We start from the raw sequence: 20234 nt of genomic DNA, 5'->3' as shown, positions 1-20234 counted from the left end.
CTCAAAAATTTTTTTCGCAAAAATATCGTAAAAACCCGTTAATACCCCGGTTTTTGCTGCATTGCTACAACATAATGCAGACGATTAATTAATCCTGACTTCATCGCTTTTTTAACTTATTCACAAAAGCAATAGAAGGAAGCTTCAAGACCATAAATCAGAGAGGTTTGCAGGTTTGAATGCTTTCCCTTAACTCATCAGGAATATTCAAGTCCTCAATGTTTGTTTGATGTTTTTGGGCAAAAATAAGGCATTGATTTAACAAGGATGGTACATCTGCTTTTCCAGAGAGTTCTCTAATGAGATTAGAAATCGGGATAGAATGTGACGGATGAATTTCTTTGCCATTCTTATCGACCAGGATGATTTTTTGTATATTGGGGAATGCGGCACCTAGTGCTTTGCATTGTTCTTTGGACATGTTCTTGACGATATCATAGTCTAAATAAACAGTCTGTAGATGCTTGAGTGAATCCTTAAGGAGTTTCAAATTTTCAAGGGATGGTCCATGCAAACAATTAAGGCACAAATTAAGTGAAACCACGTGATTTGGGATAGAAGAAAAGATATATGCTAATTCAGCATAGCTTTTCAGGCCTAAGAGATTCGCGCTTAAATCCAGTGAAGTCACACTAGCAGGAATGGAAGCCAAGAATTTTGCCAATTCAGCACAGTTTTTACTGGCTAAGTTATTACCTCTCAAATTCAAGGAATTGACGTTGGCAGGGATAGCTGCCAAGATTTGTATCAATTCATCGCTGCTTTTAATGCCTAAGTCATTTCCTCTCAAATTCAGTGAAGTGATGCTGGCAGGTAAATTGGAAAAGGCTTGCTTAAATTCTGAGCTGCTTTTACTGCTGAAATCATTCCAGCCTAAATCCAGTACGGTGATGGTGAAAGGGATGGCTGCCAGGGTTTTTACTAGTTCATCACTGCTTTTATAACTTAAGAAATTTCCACTCAGATTCAATGAAGTGACGTTGGCAGGGATGGCTGCGAGAATTTGAACTAATTCATCACTGTTTTTAAAGCCTAGGGAATTTCCACTCAAATTCAGTGAAGTGACGCTGGCGGGTGTATTAGCAAAGGCTTGTATTAATTCAACAGTGCTTATACTGTATAAGTTATTCAAACTTAAATCAAGTGAAGTGACCCCATGTGGGATAGAGGTAAACTCCTCTACTGGGTTGCTGCCTGGGTGTAATGTTAGCTTGTAATTCATTATGAAAATCTCGAAATGATAGTCTTTGTTTGATCAAAATGATCATAATATCCACCATGGGGTCTAAATTAAAATCAATTGTTCTTATATTGTGTATACAAATTTCTTATAAATGCTGGATTAAAGTGGATTTGTTCTATTGAAAATCCAGTTAGAAATTGAAAGTTTGCTAGGGAAGACTTGAGCAGCCGGCTCGCTCAAGTATTAAAGGTTCTTTCAGATAGATGGGCTATTTTACAATCAGCTTTTTCTGGTCTAAATATTAATTACTAAGGATTAATGTTGGACAGTCATGAAAAAATGGATTATCAGTGTGTTGCTGTTAGTAGTCATTGTCTTATGCTTCTACCCCATTATTGGCATGATGGCCTTAAGCACGGTGAAAAAAAACGTCGATAATATTCCCAGGAATCCCTTCCTGACTTGGCAATTAAAAGATAATCACCGTGGATGGTTCTGCTCCACTGCCGTTTTGAATTTACTTGTTGATTTGCCAGCTCAGGAAAATAAAGACGCACAGGGTAATGTTAAAGTGCAGCCAGCGCTTCATTTGAGTCTCGATTTCCCAATCGTCATACACCATGGTCCTTTCATCATGACCAATAATGGCTTGCATTTTGGTCTCGCCTGGGTCACAACCAAGCCGGAAACCCATTATGGGGCTTTGATCAACTATTTAAATCAAACCGTTGTCAGCTATAGTTTGCCCTCAATTAATATGCAAGGCACGAACAATGGTGATCAAGGCAACTTTGTTTTTGTCTGGCAAGGCTTAAGTGCAAAGCTCAAAGTCAATCCCAAGGTTGATAAGGCCTCTGGTCATGTGACTATGTACGGTATGAGTACGAAAGTGCAAGAAACCGATGTCAGGATTGGTAAAGTCAAAATCAATTTTGCATTGAATCGCTACATGGACGATTTATGGCTTGGTGATTCATCTATCTTGCTGTCTTCTGTTTCTACCATCACTAATTCACAGCCAGTGTTTGATTTGCAAGATCTGAGTATGGATGCGTGGGCTGGAATCAACAACAATTTACTGGATTTTAATTTGCAATTATCCCTGAATAAATTTCTAATGAATAATAACAGCTATGGTCCTGGCCAATTAAAAATCGAGCTTAAAAATCTGGATCCTAAAGCGATGGCCAAGCTCAATCAATTGAACTATGACTATCCTTCCAATCAAATCGCGATCCTGGCTGAAATTTTTAATCTGCTTTCCAAAGGTGCGACACTCAATCTGAATCAAGAGCTGGATACGCCACAGGGGCATTTGTCCAGTTCGTTGAACCTGGCTCTAACCAAGAGTTCATTCAGCAATCCTGGGGATCTGTTGCAAAATCTGAAAGGCAATGGTCAGTTTAAAGCGCCAATCAAACTGGTCAAGCAGCTGTTATTTGAATCAATCAAATCAAAAACAGCTACACCAGCAGCGGATATGTCTCAATCTCAGGTTACAGAGCCGCTGGTTGATGTCGATGCTGAAGCCCATAAACAAACGGAAGAAATCTTGCAAAAATGGGTGAATAAAGGCATCTTAAAGGTTGAAGGCGATTACTATCAGGCCTCATTTACTCTGGAAAACACCCAATTTACAGTGAATGGGCAGCCATTTGATCCAGCGTTATTGAATTAGATTAGCGGTTGGGCAATTTGCTCAACCTGCACTGATGAGATGATCTTCTATGTCAATCACAAGCAAATCCAGGCGATGAAAACTGTGGTAGAATACCCACTCAGTTTTTGCCTACAGTATAGTGAATCATGATTATCCGCAAACCTGACATATGGAAATCAATTTGGCATGCCTCAGATGTGAGTCGTCATGGCATTGATAAGGGATTCAAAGAGCCAAGTCATGAGTGTTTTTAAATTTCAACCTCTGGGCATCAAGGATTTAAATCAACTGTATCAATGGTTTCAGGAGCCAATTATTAATCATTGGTATGCGAGAGACAAAAGTTGGTCACTGGATGAAATCACAGAAAAATATGAACCAAGAATTGCAGGTATGGAGCATGTTCCAAGTTTCATTGTATATAAAGATGACTTGCCTTTCGGGTTCGTCCAGTTTTACATACTCACAGACTCTTTACCCGATGGAATTGATGGTTATGAGAGTTTTCTCTTTGAAAAATATAATCCCAGGGATTTAGCTGGAATCGATTTGTTTATTGCTGAAAGCGAGGGACGAGGTAGAGGATTAGGGGTGGAACTCATTAATCGCTTTATTGATAAGTTTCTTACCCGTTTCAAAGCTGTTGTTGTTGACCCCGATGTTAACAATCAACAAGCCATTCGTTGCTACGAAAAAGCGGGCTTTCAGCAAACAGGTTTCAGCCAGGATCCCAATCATCTCATCATGATAAAATCCTTGTCATTGATTACAGGGAATTAATGATGAGCCTATTGAAAATAGAACGTTGTTTTGGCAATTTACCAAGGGTTTTAAATGATAAAATCATTTCGTGTCACAGTTTTTTTATTTCTTGTAAGTGGTTTGATTCTCGCACGAGACATGCATGCTTTTCCCTCTGGATTGGAATCCAATCAGGATAAATTGGTTTATTTTCAGTTAGAAGCCGAAACGTTTTATTCTCCAAAACCCGTGACTATTGAAGGACAACTTTATCTCACGTATGAGGTTTTTCTTGCCAATGTGGGTGATTACCTCTTCTCTTTAGAAAACGTTGAAGTATTAAATGGCCGAAAACCTTATAAAGTTCTTTTTTCCTATAACCAGGAAGAGCTGCGAAAGATGATATATTCTTTTAGTGGTCATTCTAATCATTTAACATCAGACTTGACATTAAGACCGGGTGAGCGTGGTTTGTTATTTTTTATGGTGAAATTCGATAGTCTTGATGAAATCCCTGAAAAAATAATGCATCGGTTTCATCTATATTCATCGAAAACTAAAATATCCGAAGAGGGTGTCAGGTATTCTTTTCTGGCTGCTCCCGCTTATGTAAAAATTACTAAGCCCCTGGTGATTGCCAATCCTTTGGATGGAAAGCATTGGATGGCAATTAATGGCCCATCCAATCATTCCATACACCGCCGCGCAAGGGTTGCAGCCCATGGCATTGTGTATTATCCCGAACGATACGCCATTGATTTCATGCAATTTGGAGCTGATGGTCATGTCTATAAAGAAAATCCCAACAAAAATGAAAACTATTACAGTTATGGGGCCAATGTTTACTCGGTTGCGGATGGTGAGGTAGTCGCAGTTTACGATGGTGTTCCTGATAATACTCCGCCTGGACGTGATTATCCTGTTACGCTGATTAATATGGCTGGCAATCACGTGATTATTAAAATAGGAAAACACCAATATGCTCTCTATGCCCACTTAATTCCCCATAGTATTAAGGTCACTAAGGGGGAGTTGGTTCGTAAGAATCAATTAATTGCAAAATTGGGTAATTCGGGCAATTCTGACGCACCGCATTTGCATTTTCATGTTATTGATAAACCATCTCCTTTAATTGGCCAAGGGACACCCTATGCATTTGAACATTTTTCTACAGAAGAATATCGATTTGCCGGCGATGAGTGGGAATCCCCTATTGTCTATGAGGGGAGATTAACAGAACATCATCATGAGCTGGTTCATGAAAATGCTTTGATGAATTTTGCAGAAAAATAATCGAATATTAGACGATAAAAATAGAGTATTTTAGGAAGACGCTTTTATACATGAAGTATTAAATGGGTCCCTGGCAAATTGATGCTCATAACATGGAATGTCCCATAGTCTATAATATGAGGTAACGTGAGTTGTGGATAAGACAGGTCGTTGTCTTGAATCGTTCGGGCTGAGGAGGCATTTATGCCGTCTCGAAGCCTTGTATGGAATTTAATGTTTCTTGCCAAGGCTTCGAGACGATGCGTACGCATCTCCTCAGCCCATACGGCCTCTGGATATCGACTGCTTCTTTTATAATCCTTATCTATTACGTTAGATACATTATTTTCTCTATGGGATTTTGAAGATTACCTTTTTGGGGATCGCAAGATGAAAACAGGACGTTTTGATCAAGCCCAAGCTGATGCGTTTGCTGAGCGTCTTTTGTCTGTTCTCAATGATGCTGCACTAACTTTGATGATATCCATTGGGCATCGTACCGGCTTGTTTGATGTCATGGACAAGCTTGATTTTGCAAGCAGTGAAGTGATAGCCGAGGCGGCAGGCTGCAATGAGCGTTATGTCAGGGAATGGCTTAATGCTCTCGTGGTGGGAGGCATTGTGGATTATGATGCGCATACAAAAGCCTATCAATTACCCGCTGAACATGCTTCTTTTCTTACGAGAAAATCTTCGCCACAGAACATGGCAGTGGTAGCGCAGTTTATTCCAGTTTTGGCCTATGTGGAAAATGGCATAGTGGATGCTTTTAAACACGGAGGCGGTGTTCCTTATGAGGCTTATCATCGTTTTCATGAAGTCATGGCAGAAGAGAGTGGACAAACGATTTTATCTTCCTTGACTGACAAAATTTTACCTATGGTTCACGGCTTGGTTGACAAACTGAACCAGGGAATTCAGGTGCTCGATATTGGTTGTGGTTATGGGCGTGCCTTGATATTAATGGCTAAAACCTATCCTCAAAGCCAATTTACCGGTTATGATCTGTGTGATGAAACCATTGCTCATGCTGTACACTCAGCCAAGAAAAATAAAATACAAAATATCCATTTTGAAAAAATGGATTTGTCGGTCTGGGATGAGCAGGAGAAATATGATCTTATTACCAGCTTTGACGTGATTCATGACCAGGCTAAGCCAGCGCAGGTACTGAGCAACGTATTCAAGGCATTGAAGCCTCATGGTATTTTCCTGATGCAGGATATCAAAACCTCCAGTGATGTGGCAGGGAATGTTCATCATCCGCTGGGGGCGCTTATTTACACTATCTCCTGTATGCATTGTATGACTGTATCCCTCTCACAAAATGGCTTAGGTCTTGGCGCGGCCTGGGGAGAGGAGCTTGCAGAAAAAATGCTGGTTGAGGCTGGTTTTGGAAAAATTGAAAAGCATTATCTGGAACATGACATTATGAATACCTACTATGTGATGCGTAAATAAAATAAACAGATTATGTAAGAAATCTAATGAGGTTAGGGGCTTTTCTTTTAGGTAACATTTACTCTTGTCAGAGGATAAACCAATTAACGGTTATCCGTTAATTGGTTAAGTAAGGATGTCCTGTTAATCAGGCATACATCGTTTGACGGATTTCATTAAACCGGGCATCATCTTTCTCTTTCATTGCTTCAATGGTTTCTAATTCCTCTTGCTCATGTTCCTGTTGAGCTTTGAGCTTCATGAGTTCAATCATATTTTGCGTTTTCAATTCTTGCAAAATAGCAGCTAATAAAATGTCTGTGGTTGTCTCAAGGCTGATTTCTTGAGTGGGTTGTTTTCCTTCCTGTGGTTTTTTTGTTTCCAGTGTTCCCGATGAGGGGGTTATTTGCTTTTGACTAAAAAAAAGTGGTGAAGCCTGATTGGTATAAGCTTGTTTGGTTTGACTATCTCCATTTTTGAGGTGAGTGTTTTTCGCTTTGTTACTCATGGTGATCTCCTTTTCCTTGTGAGTCCCATTCAGATTAATGCAAATCTTGAGTTAAATGCAAATGTTTTTTTCAATATTTATAAATTTTATGTTTTTATCGCTAATATAGATCATTAAGATCAGGTTATGCCCATGTTTTCTATTAATCCTTAAGTAGTAAATAAAAAGAACATAATTTTCTTCCATCAAGCCGCCTTGAATGATAGAAGTGGCAATATATTGGTAAAATTGAATAATTATTTTGTGTAGCCAGTTTTTTATGTATCCAAGCCTGCCAGATGTCATCTTTGTATCAGGGCTTATGTTAGATATGAGAGGCAATTCTCAATAACTGATAACGCTTCGAGATTTTCTTGAAATTATTCTATACTTAGATAAGTAAAATGACAGGTAATCCTATGAAACATAGAAGATCTGAAACTCAAGACATTGATGATGCCATCATAAAAACTCTAAATAAATTATTGGAAATCGAGCTAGCGGGTGTTGTGCGCTATACTCATTACTCCTTTATGGTCTTTGGATTTAATCGCATCCCGATCTGCAAATGGATGCGAGATCAGGCTCAAGAAAGTTTGAACCACGCTCATCTAATCGGTGAGCTCATTACCCATTTTTCCTATCATCCTACACTTAAAATCGGTAAGTTATTAGAGACTCATGAGCATAATATCAGTAATATTTTAGAAGAGTCGCTTGAGCATGAAAGGCAAAGTCTGGATTTGTATTATCAACTATTACAATATGCAGAAAATAAGTCGGTGTTAGTTGAAGAATTTGCAAGACAAATGATTCAAGAAGAAGAAATGCATCTTGGAGAAATATCCAAAATGCTTAATTCCCCGACAACTTTCAAAGATTAGCAAGAGTTGTTTCTCTTTGTCGATTATTCCATTTCTTGTTTGACTCGAAGAGTCAAACAAGTTTTTGGTATTTTTTAATTCATTGACAAGAGCGAACGACGGTTGCTCAAGATTATCAATCAGCGAGAGTTAAAAGTTCGAATGCTCTCTTCTAATTCCTTAGGGATGATCTTGTTATCACTGTCTTTTTGATGTCTTTGGGTAAAAAGAATACATTGATTTAACAAGGATGGAGCATCTGCCTTTCCAGAAAGCTCCCTAATCAGGTTAGAAATTGTTATAGACGGTTGAATTTCATGGCCATAATCATCAATCAAAATGATTTTTTGCGCATTGGGAAATGCAGCGCCCAGTGCTCTTCGTTGTTCTTTGGACATTTCTTTGACACTATAAAAGCTCAAGTAAACAGTTTGCACATGCTTTAGCGAATCATTAAGGAGTGCCAGCTTTTCAAAGGGTACTTCATGCAAGGAGTTAAAGCTCAAATTAAGTGACGCCACGTGAGGAGGGATACTGGTAAAAATTTGTGATAAGTCAGCACTACTTTCCAGGTCGAAATAGTTCATACTTAAATCCAGTGAGGTCACATTTTCGGGGATGGCCGCAAAGGCTTGTGCTAACTCCACTCCACGGTTATTGCCCAGGTAATTACAATGCAAATTAAGCGAAGTTACACTGGCTGGGATAGCAGCAAAGGCTTGTGCTAACTCAGCACCACTTCTTCTGTCGAGATTATTAGAGCTTAAATCAAGAGAAGTGACATTGGCAGGGATGGCGGCCAGGAGTTGTGCCAATTCTGCACCACTTTTGTCGCATAAGTGATTGTTAGTCAAATCCAACGATATAACGCTGTCAGGTATATAATGAAAGGCCTGAATTAATTCAGCATTACTTATATTGCCTAATTCATTTAAACTCAAGTCAAGAGAAGTAACGCCATGAGGAATAGAGATAAATTCTTGTATCAGGTTGCTGGTTCTGGTTAATATTAATTCGTAAAACATGGTGAAAATCTCCCAAATACATAGATTATGTTTTGATCAAAACGAGGATAATATCAACCAGTTGTTCATTATTGAAATCAATCGTTTGTATATTGTCTATACAAATTTCTTATAAGCGCAGGGTTAAAGTGAGTTTGTTTTGTTGCAATCGGGTGCAAATCGGTGCTGTGCTGAAAATAAGAATTATCTCTAATAAAGATGCGCAAAGAAATGTTGACTCATTAGCAAATTGTATGCACACTTATTGATCAAAAAAAAGGGGGTGTTATGCCGAATTCAAGTATACAAATCTGGTTGCAAAGACAAATAGCTTTAAGAACCTTTCCTCCCAATAGAGAGGACTGGTATGTCAAAAATGGTTTCGGTAATTCAGAGATGTCACTTGAAGAACGTTTTGCCTCTTTTGTAGAAGCAATACGTCAAGAGGATTCTCCCTACCATGAACAATTATCCGGTATAGACTTTCAGCGCTTTGAAATCGAGGTGACTTTAGCCAACCAAAAAACCTGTATGACCGAGGTGATAGGCTTTCAGAATAATTCTAATCAATCAAGCTCCACACCTAATGAGAAGTTCAAAGCTGTCGGGAAGGGAAAACATGTGATTTATTTCACTGGAATAGGAACACAATATCAAGATTGCCTGATTGATATAGCAAAAGCTGTTCAAATAACGGGAGCGCATTATTACGCCTTTGAATACCCGGGCATGAGAAAACTGGGCGGTGAAGTGTTAGAAGTCAATGATATGGTTAACACTGGAATAGCGCTGGCCAATACCTTGCTTGAAAAAGGCATATCAATTGATGATATCCTTTTTCAAGGCGACTCCTTTGGTGCTGCAGTGGCAAAAAAAGTCAGTGATCAATTCAAACTGCAATCCAATGTAACAGTAAGATGCATTCTGAATAATACCTTTTCCACTTTTCAAGCTGCTGTAGAAGGAAATCTGGGTGCGTTCTCTACTCTGCGTTATACAGTTCGTCCTCTGCTTCGTTACACGGGTTGGGATATTCGTCCAGGAGAGGGCTATGGCCAGGACACACCCTACCAAATTCATGTCAATCATACAGGTGATCTTACCTTAGGGGCAGGGCATGCAACGCTTGCAGAAAGCATTGAATCCAATTCTCAACTTGAACATTTCGTTGATCCCTGTCCTGAAGAGTATCGTATTAAAAGAGATATCTATAAACAGTGGCATTGGGCCTCATTAAGCGAACAAGGAATAACATTTCTTGAGACCAAATATGGCAGAAACAGTGATGGACAACTGGACACGCATTTGGCTGATTTGTATTTGCTAAAGTATGATACAGGTCTGGGGGTTTATGAATCATTTATTTGTAAATACCTCGAAGACAGTAATGACTATATTGCAAGTCACCCGCAAAAACTTTCTCTTGACGAATTACCCAGACCTCTTGAGTCTGAAACAGTTTCACTAAGACAATTGATTGTGTCTGTGTTACCATCAAGACCTAGTATAGCTGGTTTCTTTAGTCGTAGTACACCTGTCATAGAGGAGGTGGAGACAGAGAAGCAAGAGCAGAAATCAATTGAGTTAAAGTAGGCTGTACCACTTACCCGTAAAACAAAAACAACAGATTGGATATGGATAAAAGGATTATTGCGGCAGCCTCTTTTGGTACCTTGTTTGAAATGTACGACTATGCCATTTATGGGTTTATGGCGCCTATTTTGGCGCCGCTTTTTTTCCCCACTACCGATAAACACACTGCTCTCATCGCAACATTTGGTATTTTCGCGGCAGGTTTCCTTGTTCGGCCATTCTCTGCTTATTGGTTAGGGAATCTGGGTGACCAAATTGGTCGCAAAAAAACATTGACCATAACTCTTATGGTCATGACTTTTTCATCAGGTTTTATTGGTTTATTACCTACTTACCAAGAAGCCGGTATTTTTGCTCCAATTTTGCTCACGTTCTGTCGATTAACTCAAGGGGTTTCTGTGGCAGGGGAAATGACCTTAGCCAGTATTTACATTTATGAAAATGTGAGCATGCGCCATAAAGGTTTAGCAGTCAGCTTTGTCACCTTGGGTTCGATTTGTGGGCTGTTGCTTGCAATAATAGTCAGCAAAATAACCATGCTGTTTTTTTCCAAACAGCATCTCGATTCCTTCTGGCGCTTCCCATTTTTAATAGGAATATTCGTAGGTTTTGCCGGACTTTATTTGCGAAGTCAAACCAGAGAATTAACCGATTTTGCAAAAGTAGTTGCTCAAAGACAATCTCATCCCATATTAAATGCCTGGCATTATCGGAAAAAAGCAATTGCTGCTATTTTTCTTTTGGCAATTTATTGCAACAGTAGCTTTTATACATTTTTTGTTTATATGCCTTCATACCTGCAACAGCAGGAGTTGCCATTAACTACAGCGATGGATGTTATTATCATAGGGATGATTTGTTATAGCATGGGTCTCTTATTATCAGGTTTCACCTCTGATATTTTAGGCAGACGCTTTCCCTTGGCGGTGAGTTTAATTGCAACTTTATGTACGGTTTTGGTAATAAATTATTTGATCAATACAGGTACTTTATTACAAATTACTGTCGCCTGCAGTGTTTTGGCTGTCATTATCTCTTTTTTTATTGGAAGTGCATTTACCGCCAGCCTTGAACAATTACCACAGGAAGAGCGGGCCAGTGGCTTTACTTTATTTTTTAACTTGTCTAATTCCCTATTTGGAGGCACAGCACCACTCATTATTTTGCTATTAAGTTATGCTTTCATCCATTTTGCATTTTCTATTTATTTGATGGTGATGGCTTTGTTGACTCTTCCTGCCCTGTGGTTGATTCAAGAAAAAAGCACGAATTAATTTATTAGTTTATGGTACGAAAAACAGTGATCTAACACAAAAATCCAGCCAATATATTTATGTGGAAAAAAAGAGATAGACGGTATTGATACAGAAATTATTACCGAATCTCACTACCCTATTCCTTGGGGATTTGCTTCAGAGAGACCGCTCGATTATTATGAAAAACAATCAAAAATTATCACTTACTATAAAGAAGATATTGATCTGGACGGTAATCCATTTAGCAAAAGAATTGAAATAGAAATACCTGAAGTTGAAGAAGGTGAAAACAGGCACCGAAGAATTAAAGTAAAATTTGATGGAAATCACATAATTTTTCAAGATAATAATATTCTGGATATGGATGAAACTTTTAATATCCGTGATGTTAATTTGTTAATCCATATGGTTCTTAACAATTTTCATCCCAAGAGTAACTCAACCCATCAGTGATATAAATGCTGAAGCATGTCGTTTGTGCTGAGACATAATATAAATAGACCTCTTGCATGATCTGATCATTTTGTTTTAGGGCAGGGCGCAAGCGTTTTGAAGATTGGGGTTTACATGCAGTAGATGAGACTTACAGAAACGTTTGCAACGCAGAAATAAAACAAAAGAGACAAGTTAGGTTAATCAGGCCTAATGCAAACCATCATAAATGTTCGCTTTTGAAACAACATTTTATGGTAGTACGCTATGTTTAGTTTTGATGCGATGAAAGGCAATCAAAGCTAAACATAATCGGAACTATTTCTACTATGATTATCTATGGTATGACAACTTGCAAAGGATTATGCCAAATCAAAGCGATCAGCATTCATAACCTTTGTCCATGCTGCAACAAAGTCCTGTATGAATTTTCCCTTGTTATCATCCTGGGCATAGACTTCAGCATAGGAGCGCAGAATCGAATTAGAGCCAAAAACCAGATCTACACGAGTCGCTGTCCACTTGATGTTACCCGCTTTACGGTCTCGAATTTCGTACAAATTGTCTTTGCTTGGTATCCATACATTGGCCATATCGGTCAAGTTGACAAAAAAGTCATTAGTCAGGGCACCAACGCGATCAGTGAATACGCCATATTGGGTATTGTTGTGATTAGTACCCAACACGCGCAGACCCCCAACAAGGACTGTCATCTCATGGGCTGTCAGTCCCATGAGCTGAGTGCGATCTAGCATGAGCTCTTCAGGACGGACATCATATGTCTTCTTAAGCCAGTTGCGATAGCCATCATGAAGCGGTTCCAGAACGTCAAAGGATTCTGCATCCGTCATGTCATCGGTTGCATCCCCACGGCCAGGAGCAAAGGGAACGATAATGTCAAAGCCAGCTGCCTTGGCAGCCTTCTCGATACCGACATTTCCGGCAAGTATAATCACATCTGCCACGCTTGCGCCTGTATCAGTAGCGATGTCTTCAAGAATTTGCAAGACTTTAGTCAGGCGTTGTGGCTCATTGCCTTCCCAGTCTTTTTGTGGCTTTAGTCGTATACGTGCTCCGTTCGCACCACCGCGCTTATCTGAGCCGCGGAAAGTGCGCGCGCTGTCCCATGCAGTAGAAACCATTTCACCGATGGTCAGATTGCTGGCCGCAATTTTTGCTTTGGCGGCAGCAATATCATATGCCCTGTTACCAGCAGGCACCGGATCTTGCCAAATTAAATCTTCTTTAGGAACATCAGGGCCAATGTAGCGCGTCTTCGGCCCCATATCGCGATGAGTCAGTTTGAACCAGGCTCGAGCGAAAACTTCTGCAAAATAGTCGGGATCTTGGTAAAAGCGCTCTGCAATTTTACGATAAACGGGATCCATTTTCATTGCCATGTCAGCATCAGTCATGATCGGGTTGTGCCGGATGGCAGGGTCTTCAACATCTACTGGTTTATCTTCTTCCTTAATATGGATGGGCTCCCATTGCCAGGCACCGGCGGGGCTTTTTTTCAGTTCCCAATCGTAATTCAGCAATAAATAGAAGTAGCCATTGTCCCACTGGGTAGGGTGTGTTGTCCATGCGCCTTCAATGCCGCTTGAAACAGTATTACGGCCTATGCCTCTGGTGGTTTTGTTAATCCAGCCAAGCCCTTGGTCCTCAACATTAGCGGCTTCAGGATTGGGGCCCAAAAGTTTTGCATTGCCATTGCCATGACATTTGCCAACAGTATGTCCTCCGGCAGTCAGAGCAACGGTTTCCTCGTCGTTCATTGCCATCCGTCCGAAGGTTACACGAACATCCTGCGCTGTGCGAAGCGGATCAGGTTGTCCATTCACTCCTTCGGGATTTACATAAATTAATCCCATTTGTACTGCCGCCAGCGGGTTTTCCAGAGACTCGCGGCTTTTGCCATCGTAACGCTTGGCGCCCAACCATTCTTGTTCTGAACCCCAGTAAACATCTTTTTCAGGATGCCAAATGTCTTCACGGCCAAAACCAAAACCGAATGTTTTAAGTCCCATTGACTCATAAGCGATAGTACCGGCCAGGACAATCAAGTCTGCCCAACTGATTTTGTTGCCGTATTTTTTCTTGATCGGCCATAACAAGCGACGTGCTTTATCCAGGTTCACATTGTCAGGCCAGGAATTCAATGGAGCGAAACGCTGATTGCCAGTACCTGCACCGCCACGCCCATCAGCCACGCGATAGGAACCAGCAGCATGCCAGGACATGCGAATCATTAGACCACCGTAGTGTCCCCAATCAGCAGGCCACCACGCCTGACTGTCAGTCATTAAAGCATGCAAATCTTTTTTGAGTGCCTCAAAATCCAGTTTTTTGACTTCTTCACGGTAGTTGAAATCTTTTTCCATTGGATTTGTCTTGGTGTCATGCTGATGCAATATATCCAGGTTCAAGGCATTTGGCCACCATGCCGTGTTGGATGTTCCTGTAGACGTCATACCGCCATGTATCACCGGACACCCGGTTGTTGTACTCCCAACTTTTCCATCCATAGACACTCCTGGTCGCAGATCATAATTCACTAGAGACCTAACTATAGCTTAAGGGAGGGCAGCTAAGCAATCGAAGCAAGGATACTATCAAGCGAGAGATTGCAGAGTGAAAAATGCTGAATCCATAGCAAAGAAAATCACTGCTGCAAGTTCTTGTTTTTCATTTTTCCTGATGCAGGAAGGTATTTATAACATACCTGGTTAAACTTGACTCTTATAGGGTTGGTAGTCATGATATTTCTGTTTACAATGCAAAAATATAATGATTTCGCTCTGCTGACTGGTGAATTGTTTGCCTGCATCAAAATCATAAGGACATGTGAAAATCAGATGAATAAAAATTTAAGTGCTTTGAGTTTACTTTGGATTTCAATTACCAGCATGGTAGGCTCAGGCTGGTTATTTGGTTCTTTATATTCTGCTCATTTTGCTGGTCCTGCTGCCATTATCGCTTGGCCACTGGCAGGTTTTTTACTTCTGTTTGTTGCTTTATCTTACGCTGAATTAGGTACGATGTTTCCACAGTCCGACAGCCTGGCTTGCTTGCCTTTATATACCCATGGACGTTTGACTGGCATTATCATGAATGTCATGACTTGGTTTTCCCTGGCCATTTTGCCAGTGATTGAAACGCAAGGTGTCATTCAATATGCTAGTAATTACATTCCAGATCTGGTATCTCATGACGCTTTGCACTATCGAAATACGCCAACAGGTTATATGTTGTCGCTGCTTGTATTAATGAGTTTTATTTTGTTTAATTATTTTGGTATTGGTTTGTTTGCCCGCATTAATGCCGCATTTACTATCTGGAAGATAATAATCCCTATTCTTACTATCGCAAGCTTGGTAACCATGAGTTATCACCCGGGTAATTTTTTTCAGCACGGTGGTTTTATGCCTTATGGCTGGCAGGGCGTTATGGCAGCAATGTCAAGCGGAGGTGTGCTTTTTTCACTTTTAGGGTTTCGACAAGTGGTTATCATGATGGGTGAATTGGAGAAACCAGGACAATACATACCTCTGATTTTGGGTGGTTCATTAGTGTTCGTGACACTGCTTTACACTGGTTTGCAATGGTCCTTTATTGGGAGTGTTAGCGAACAAGCGCTGGAAAAAGGGTGGGTGAATTTGTCTTTTACTGGTGATGCAGGACCATTTGCTGCTCTCGCTGCACTGGCCGGTATGCTTTGGTTGAGTATTTTATTGTACGCCGATGCTTTTATATCACCTTATTCCACTGGTCTTGTTTATTCAACCACAGCAGCTCACATGCTAAGTAGTATGGGCTCAGTTGTTCCTACACCTGTAATTCTTACAAAACAAAACAGGTATCAAGTTCCTTGGGTTAGTTTAGGCGTAAATTTCTTACTCGCTGCCACCATGTCGCTCGTGTTGCACGGATGGCAAGAAATGTCAGCTTTTCTTGTGGCAATATTAATGATTAGCTATTCCATAGGGCCTGTAGCACTGGTTTGCTTACGTCAGCAATTACCGCACTATAAGCGTCCTTTTCGTTTGCAGGGGAGTAACCTTATTGGCTTTCTCGGATTTTATGTTTGTACAGTCGGTGTTTATTGGGCAGGTTTCCATAGCGTACGAAAGTTATTGGTGATCACTATTCTGGGAGTAGTTTGTTCTTTCCTCTATTGTCTTATGAAAAATACACATCGGGAGATTGATAGCAAACAAGCACTGTGGTTTATATTCTATCTTTTTGGACTTGGTATTTTCTCATTTCTTGGTAATTATGGTGGTAAGCATATCCTTCCCCAGTATTGGGATTTGTTGTATTTATTAGTTTTCAGCTTGCTTGTATTTGGTTTTGCCCTATTGTCCAGAAAGCCCAGTGCCCACACTCAAAACATGGTTGCCCAAAATACACGCACTACTATAACTGCTCCTGCTTTCTCAATTGAGCGATATGACATTGCTTGATTAGAATCCTTAATGATTAATATTATTCAATGTTGATCTTGACAAGATCATTTTGGATCACAATAATGCGATTGGTTTTTTAAAGTCACTTTGCTGCAAGGATTGCCAGCCTTAACTAGGAAAAAATATGAAAAATAAAATAGTTTTGTTGGCTCCAGTCTCTTTATCCTTTCTTTTCTCATTCTCTACTTATGCTGCGGATTACGAATTTAATGGTTTGTCATTAAGTGCTTCTCTAGGCATTCTGTCAGGTAAAGCTCATGAATATGTTTACCATCCAGAGACAGACACTAAGTTAAGCCAGCTGGATTGGCGCATAAAAAATGCTCCGATAATAAAAGGGGAATTAAATTATGATGTCCTGGATTGGCTTAGCATGAATGGTCAAGGCTGGACAACTTTGGTAAAAAATAAAGCTGCTATGGATGATTATGATTGGCTCAATCCTTATCAAGATACCTGGACTCACTGGTCTCATCATGAAGATACGCATCTCAATTATGCAAATGAGTTAGATATGAGCTTAAGGGCTTGGTTGATGCAAAAACAAAATTACAAGTTAGGCCTGGCTACTGGTTATCAATGGAATTCCTTTGACTGGAAAGCTACCGGAGGTTGTTACCAATATAACGGAGGGCTCTATGCCGGTTGTTTTCCAGGAGATCAACCTGGAATAGGATACCAACAAAAATTTAGAACTCCTTATGTTGGTTTGGCAGGGAGGTATTTTATTAATAATTTTGAGTTTAGTGGTGTTTTAAAATTTAGTGATTGGGTTTCAGCTCGAGATCATGATGAGCATTATGCCCGTAACTTAACATTCAATGAGCGGGGAAATAGCTCCAGATATTATGCGGCAACGATTCATTCTGGCTACTTTTTGAAACCTAATACGAAAATTTTTGTTGAGGCTTCTTACAATCATTATCCTAATGGGAGAGCGGATACTGAAATCATTGACAATGACACGGGTGAGCGCAGTTATTTTGGTGATTCAGCAGGGCTATCCAATAAACACTATACTGTCGCTCTTGGTTTACAGTATCTTTTTTAAAAGGCTCAAATTCTCTAATCTCAACTAGCAAGTGGCAACCTTCTTAAGTTCTGGCTTCAAGACGGTTGCTGCATGCGTTCGTTATTTCAACAATATCTGGATATGGCTCTCAAGCTATGCAAACTGAAGCTGTATGCCTGAGTTTAATTCTTCTTTTGATTCCATGTTAAACAGTGCCGGCATTTTTTCACGGATTTGCTCTATAAGCGTTTCATCTGAGCTTTGATTGTTTTCAAGCCGTATTGTTTCATGTGAAGGATACTCAAAAAATGCATCCATCCTGGTGGCATAGCGCAGGCTTACTTTGCTTTCCTGGTTGCGAAATCGATTGGTGATGCGGCTTGCCCGCAGTACAGGAATGACATCAATCATTACAAATTCGAGCTCGGGTATGGCGTTTAATAGCTTGAGACGGTGCTTGTCGAGATACATGGCTTGTGAAATAACAAAACTCTCGTTCGGTGTTTTAGTTTTTTGTGTCTTGATAACATCAATCAAGACATCGACAAATTCATCAATCATCTCAGGAGTCATTTGTTCATCTTCGATTAGACAGTCACGCATTTTTTGGGTGATGTGGTTATCACCATCGATATGGACGATGCTTAGCTGTCTGAGCAGCTCTCCAATATAACTTTTGCCCGAGCCAGTTTTGCCAAACAAAAAGTAGATGGTCATTGATCACAGCCCTTGTAATGTATGTTTTTCATATTAGGTAAGTGAATAACCATACCTTAAAATCATGGAAATGTGTACTGTCTTGGTTATTACCTGACTAGAGAGGATGGGCTTATAACCAATCTGCCAAAGGATATTATCACCATAATGAGTATTTCTTCCTGCATTGATATGGCAAACCATAAACAATCCACCAAACAGGCTATGTTGGACAAAATAACCCTATTTCGAATCATGGCTGTTTCCGAGTTAAGCAAACTTTTAATCAATCCGAACAACTCCGTTTTGGTCGGAGCGTAACTGAGGGGTAGAAAAATAGCTTGAATTAGTTCAACTGCATTCCTACTCTGACCGGATTCATTATTTCATCGATTGCATGGTTGGTTGTTAAGGCAGCGCGGATTTTTCTAAAATCACAACAACTTGGATTCTCAAATGCTTTGATGATGTCATGCGCATTCTCGTTGTAATTATTGTCGCTGTTGTCTGCTATTGTTCTTTTGATTTCAATAATCGCATTGGCTATGTTTTCTTCTTCTGAAGGGTCGATTTTCCCTACAATATCTCGTATTTCCTTTATGATAGCAGGAACGGATCCATCTTGATTTCTCAGCAATTCATCATTTCTTAACGCGGTGTGGACCGCCAAAATATTTTCCTCCCGTTCATTAGCAGGAATCTTCATGATACTGATATGTACTTTTGTTTTATTAGGCAGAGTGGGGCTCTCTTGTCTGCTATTTATTGACTTTTCTAATGTAACATTCATGTTCGTTTTTGCTACCATCCCCAACATTTCTTCTCTTAGCCATTCACGGTTAGCATCGGTATCATTTTTAATTGCAAGATGTTCAAAATTAAATATTGAGTTGAATTTATTAAAATCTTTGTATACTGCTCTTAATAGATAACTATCAAGAGAATGATTATGTAATCGGGAGTTATTTGCGAAATGTTTTTGTAAAACATCAAGCATGGTCTTTAAATCTTGTGCTTTATTAAGCTCATTTTTTAAATCATTGGCTCGGTTTTTGCCAAAATCTGTGTAATGACGCAGCCAGGTAAAAGCACCTGAGCTTTTTTGATAATCCGTTTCTTTGCTTTCATTATTGCGCCATCTAAGGTATTCATCTACGGCACCAATGAGAGTTTTTTTTAGTTCAATGGCTTGTGATCGATTGTTGTTTTGTACTTCTAATGCTTTACGTTCTCTCATTTCGTTTTGTACTACGTCAATTTTTTCATCTGAAAGACCTAAAAGAGCTCCTTGCTCACTAATGTCCCTTTCGCTATAACGCATTGGATTGTTGTTTTTATGCAGGAAGGCCATCACTTTGGCTTCATAATCAGGAATAATATCTTTAAGCAGTCTTGTAGTAATTGAACGAAATTCGGGAACATGTTCTGATTCAAAGTTTTTTGATTTTAAGAGTAATGGGCAAAGGTTATTAAAAACATCTTCCCTGTGTTCTGGAGATATGCTTGCATATAATATCAAACCAAATACTTGCGGCAATTTTGATGAAATATCATCTTGTTCATATAAAAGATTTTTTTCTGTAAACTGTATTAATTGACTCCATGCTTCTGAGTTTATCTTTATGTTTTTTGCTAGTTCTACAAATAATCTGGAATTGATATTTTCTACTTTATCTTCAAAGGTAAAAACCATAAGGCCATCATTGGTCATAGTTGTGAAATAAAGTATCTGCGCATGGTCTTGATTAGCCTTTATTTTTTCCTCATCTGAATGATCAATTTTTGGTATATCAAAGTAAATTCGGTACGTATCTTGAGTTATCACATATTTTCCAGCGATTAGTGCCGATTGATAATGAGGTTCTTCCCAAGGGTCGAAACCAAAAGATCTGAAGTTGTCTGGATGTAAATTTGCTTTCTTTAAGCTTTGAAGTAAAAGATATCCTAAAGTTTTTCCAAATTTAAATTCAGAAATATTAGAAGGTCTTTGTTTCGCGTTGTCTTCGAGATTAGCAATCCATTTTTGTATGATATTTTGATATTGCCCTAACTCACGTCCAATTAAGAGATTTATTCGTCCACAATCAGCCGGAGGGCCAATAGATGGTTTGGCAAATTGAACCATT

General features: G+C 39.6%; 17 protein-coding genes. 10 read left to right on the top strand and 7 right to left on the bottom strand.

The annotated features are described in order from the left end of the window. Positions 1-157: 157 nt before the first annotated feature. A complete protein-coding gene (legL7, locus tag LPG_RS12085; protein ID WP_010948104.1) occupies positions 158-1222 on the bottom strand; it encodes a Dot/Icm T4SS effector LegL7 in 1065 nt (354 codons plus the stop codon). A gap of 292 nt (positions 1223-1514) precedes the next feature. On the opposite strand from legL7, the gene LPG_RS12080 reads away from it, so the two are divergent. From LPG_RS12080 to LPG_RS12070, 3 genes are all read left to right on the top strand, one after another. Continuing rightward, the gene (locus LPG_RS12080; protein WP_010948103.1) at positions 1515-2861 is read left to right on the top strand and encodes a YdgA family protein; all 1347 of its coding nucleotides are present in this window, start codon (positions 1515-1517) and stop codon (positions 2859-2861) included. A 189-nt stretch (positions 2862-3050) separates the two neighbouring features. Then, positions 3051-3623 (top strand): GNAT family N-acetyltransferase, encoded by a 573-nt coding sequence (locus LPG_RS12075; protein ID WP_010948102.1) that lies wholly within the window; start codon positions 3051-3053, stop codon positions 3621-3623. Positions 3624-3677: 54 nt separating this feature from the next. After that, positions 3678-4877: a M23 family metallopeptidase gene (locus LPG_RS12070; protein ID WP_010948101.1), complete on the top strand. Its 1200-nt coding sequence runs from the start codon at positions 3678-3680 to the stop codon at positions 4875-4877. Positions 4878-4921: 44 nt separating this feature from the next. Here LPG_RS12070 and LPG_RS12065 read toward each other — a convergent pair whose 3' ends face one another. Next, on the bottom strand, positions 4922-5128 hold the full coding sequence (locus LPG_RS12065; protein ID WP_171843121.1) for a hypothetical protein: 207 nt from the start codon (positions 5126-5128) through the stop codon (positions 4922-4924). A gap of 118 nt (positions 5129-5246) precedes the next feature. Between LPG_RS12065 and LPG_RS12060 the strand changes: the two genes are divergently transcribed. Further along, positions 5247-6317 carry a class I SAM-dependent methyltransferase gene (locus LPG_RS12060; protein WP_010948100.1) on the top strand — a complete coding sequence of 357 codons (1071 nt, stop codon included), beginning with the start codon at positions 5247-5249 and terminating at the stop codon, positions 6315-6317. 127 nt (positions 6318-6444) lie between these two features. On the opposite strand, the gene LPG_RS12055 is transcribed toward LPG_RS12060, so the two are convergent. Then, the gene (locus LPG_RS12055) at positions 6445-6804 is read right to left on the bottom strand and encodes a hypothetical protein (RefSeq protein ID WP_015444097.1); all 360 of its coding nucleotides are present in this window, start codon (positions 6802-6804) and stop codon (positions 6445-6447) included. 398 nt (positions 6805-7202) lie between these two features. Between LPG_RS12055 and LPG_RS12050 the strand changes: the two genes are divergently transcribed. Beyond that, positions 7203-7667, top strand: a complete 465-nt coding sequence (locus LPG_RS12050) for a ferritin-like domain-containing protein (protein ID WP_015444099.1) — start codon at positions 7203-7205, stop codon at positions 7665-7667. 119 nt (positions 7668-7786) lie between these two features. Here the strand turns inward: LPG_RS12050 and legL6 are convergent, their stop codons facing one another. After that, positions 7787-8671, bottom strand: a complete 885-nt coding sequence (gene legL6, locus LPG_RS12045) for a Dot/Icm T4SS effector LegL6 (RefSeq protein ID WP_010948096.1) — start codon at positions 8669-8671, stop codon at positions 7787-7789. Between the two features lie 267 nt (positions 8672-8938). On the opposite strand from legL6, the gene sdbC reads away from it, so the two are divergent. Together sdbC and LPG_RS12035 are read left to right on the top strand one after the other, a co-directional pair. Next, entirely contained in the window at positions 8939-10243 is a 1305-nt protein-coding gene (sdbC, locus tag LPG_RS12040) for a Dot/Icm T4SS effector SdbC (protein WP_010948095.1), read from the top strand. A 41-nt stretch (positions 10244-10284) separates the two neighbouring features. Next, positions 10285-11517 (top strand): MFS transporter, encoded by a 1233-nt coding sequence (locus LPG_RS12035; RefSeq protein ID WP_015444100.1) that lies wholly within the window; start codon positions 10285-10287, stop codon positions 11515-11517. Between the two features lie 776 nt (positions 11518-12293). Here the strand turns inward: LPG_RS12035 and katG are convergent. Beyond that, positions 12294-14459 carry a catalase/peroxidase HPI gene (gene katG / locus LPG_RS12030; RefSeq protein WP_015444101.1) on the bottom strand — a complete coding sequence of 722 codons (2166 nt, stop codon included), beginning with the start codon at positions 14457-14459 and terminating at the stop codon, positions 12294-12296. 330 nt (positions 14460-14789) lie between these two features. On the opposite strand from katG, the gene LPG_RS12025 reads away from it, so the two are divergent. Beyond that, a complete protein-coding gene (locus tag LPG_RS12025; protein ID WP_015444103.1) occupies positions 14790-16397 on the top strand; it encodes an APC family permease in 1608 nt (535 codons plus the stop codon). Positions 16398-16524: 127 nt separating this feature from the next. Continuing rightward, positions 16525-17451, top strand: coding sequence for an omptin family outer membrane protease Leo (gene leo / locus LPG_RS12020; protein ID WP_010948091.1), 927 nt, complete (start codon positions 16525-16527; stop codon positions 17449-17451). A gap of 114 nt (positions 17452-17565) precedes the next feature. Here leo and LPG_RS12015 read toward each other — a convergent pair whose 3' ends face one another. Continuing rightward, a complete protein-coding gene (locus tag LPG_RS12015; RefSeq protein ID WP_010948090.1) occupies positions 17566-18129 on the bottom strand; it encodes a hypothetical protein in 564 nt (187 codons plus the stop codon). Between the two features lie 147 nt (positions 18130-18276). On the opposite strand from LPG_RS12015, the gene LPG_RS12010 reads away from it, so the two are divergent. After that, positions 18277-18429, top strand: coding sequence for a hypothetical protein (locus LPG_RS12010; RefSeq protein WP_015444105.1), 153 nt, complete (start codon positions 18277-18279; stop codon positions 18427-18429). Positions 18430-18454: 25 nt separating this feature from the next. Here the strand turns inward: LPG_RS12010 and LPG_RS12005 are convergent, their stop codons facing one another. Beyond that, on the bottom strand, positions 18455-20233 hold the full coding sequence (locus tag LPG_RS12005; RefSeq protein ID WP_015444106.1) for a hypothetical protein: 1779 nt from the start codon (positions 20231-20233) through the stop codon (positions 18455-18457). Between the last annotated feature and the right edge of the window lies 1 nt (position 20234).

It is taken from the genome of Legionella pneumophila subsp. pneumophila str. Philadelphia 1, from assembly GCF_000008485.1.
Taxonomy (GTDB): Bacteria; Pseudomonadota; Gammaproteobacteria; order Legionellales; family Legionellaceae; genus Legionella; species Legionella pneumophila.
Note: the sequence above shows the minus strand (reverse complement) of the source record. Positions and strands in the feature narration are given on the sequence as shown.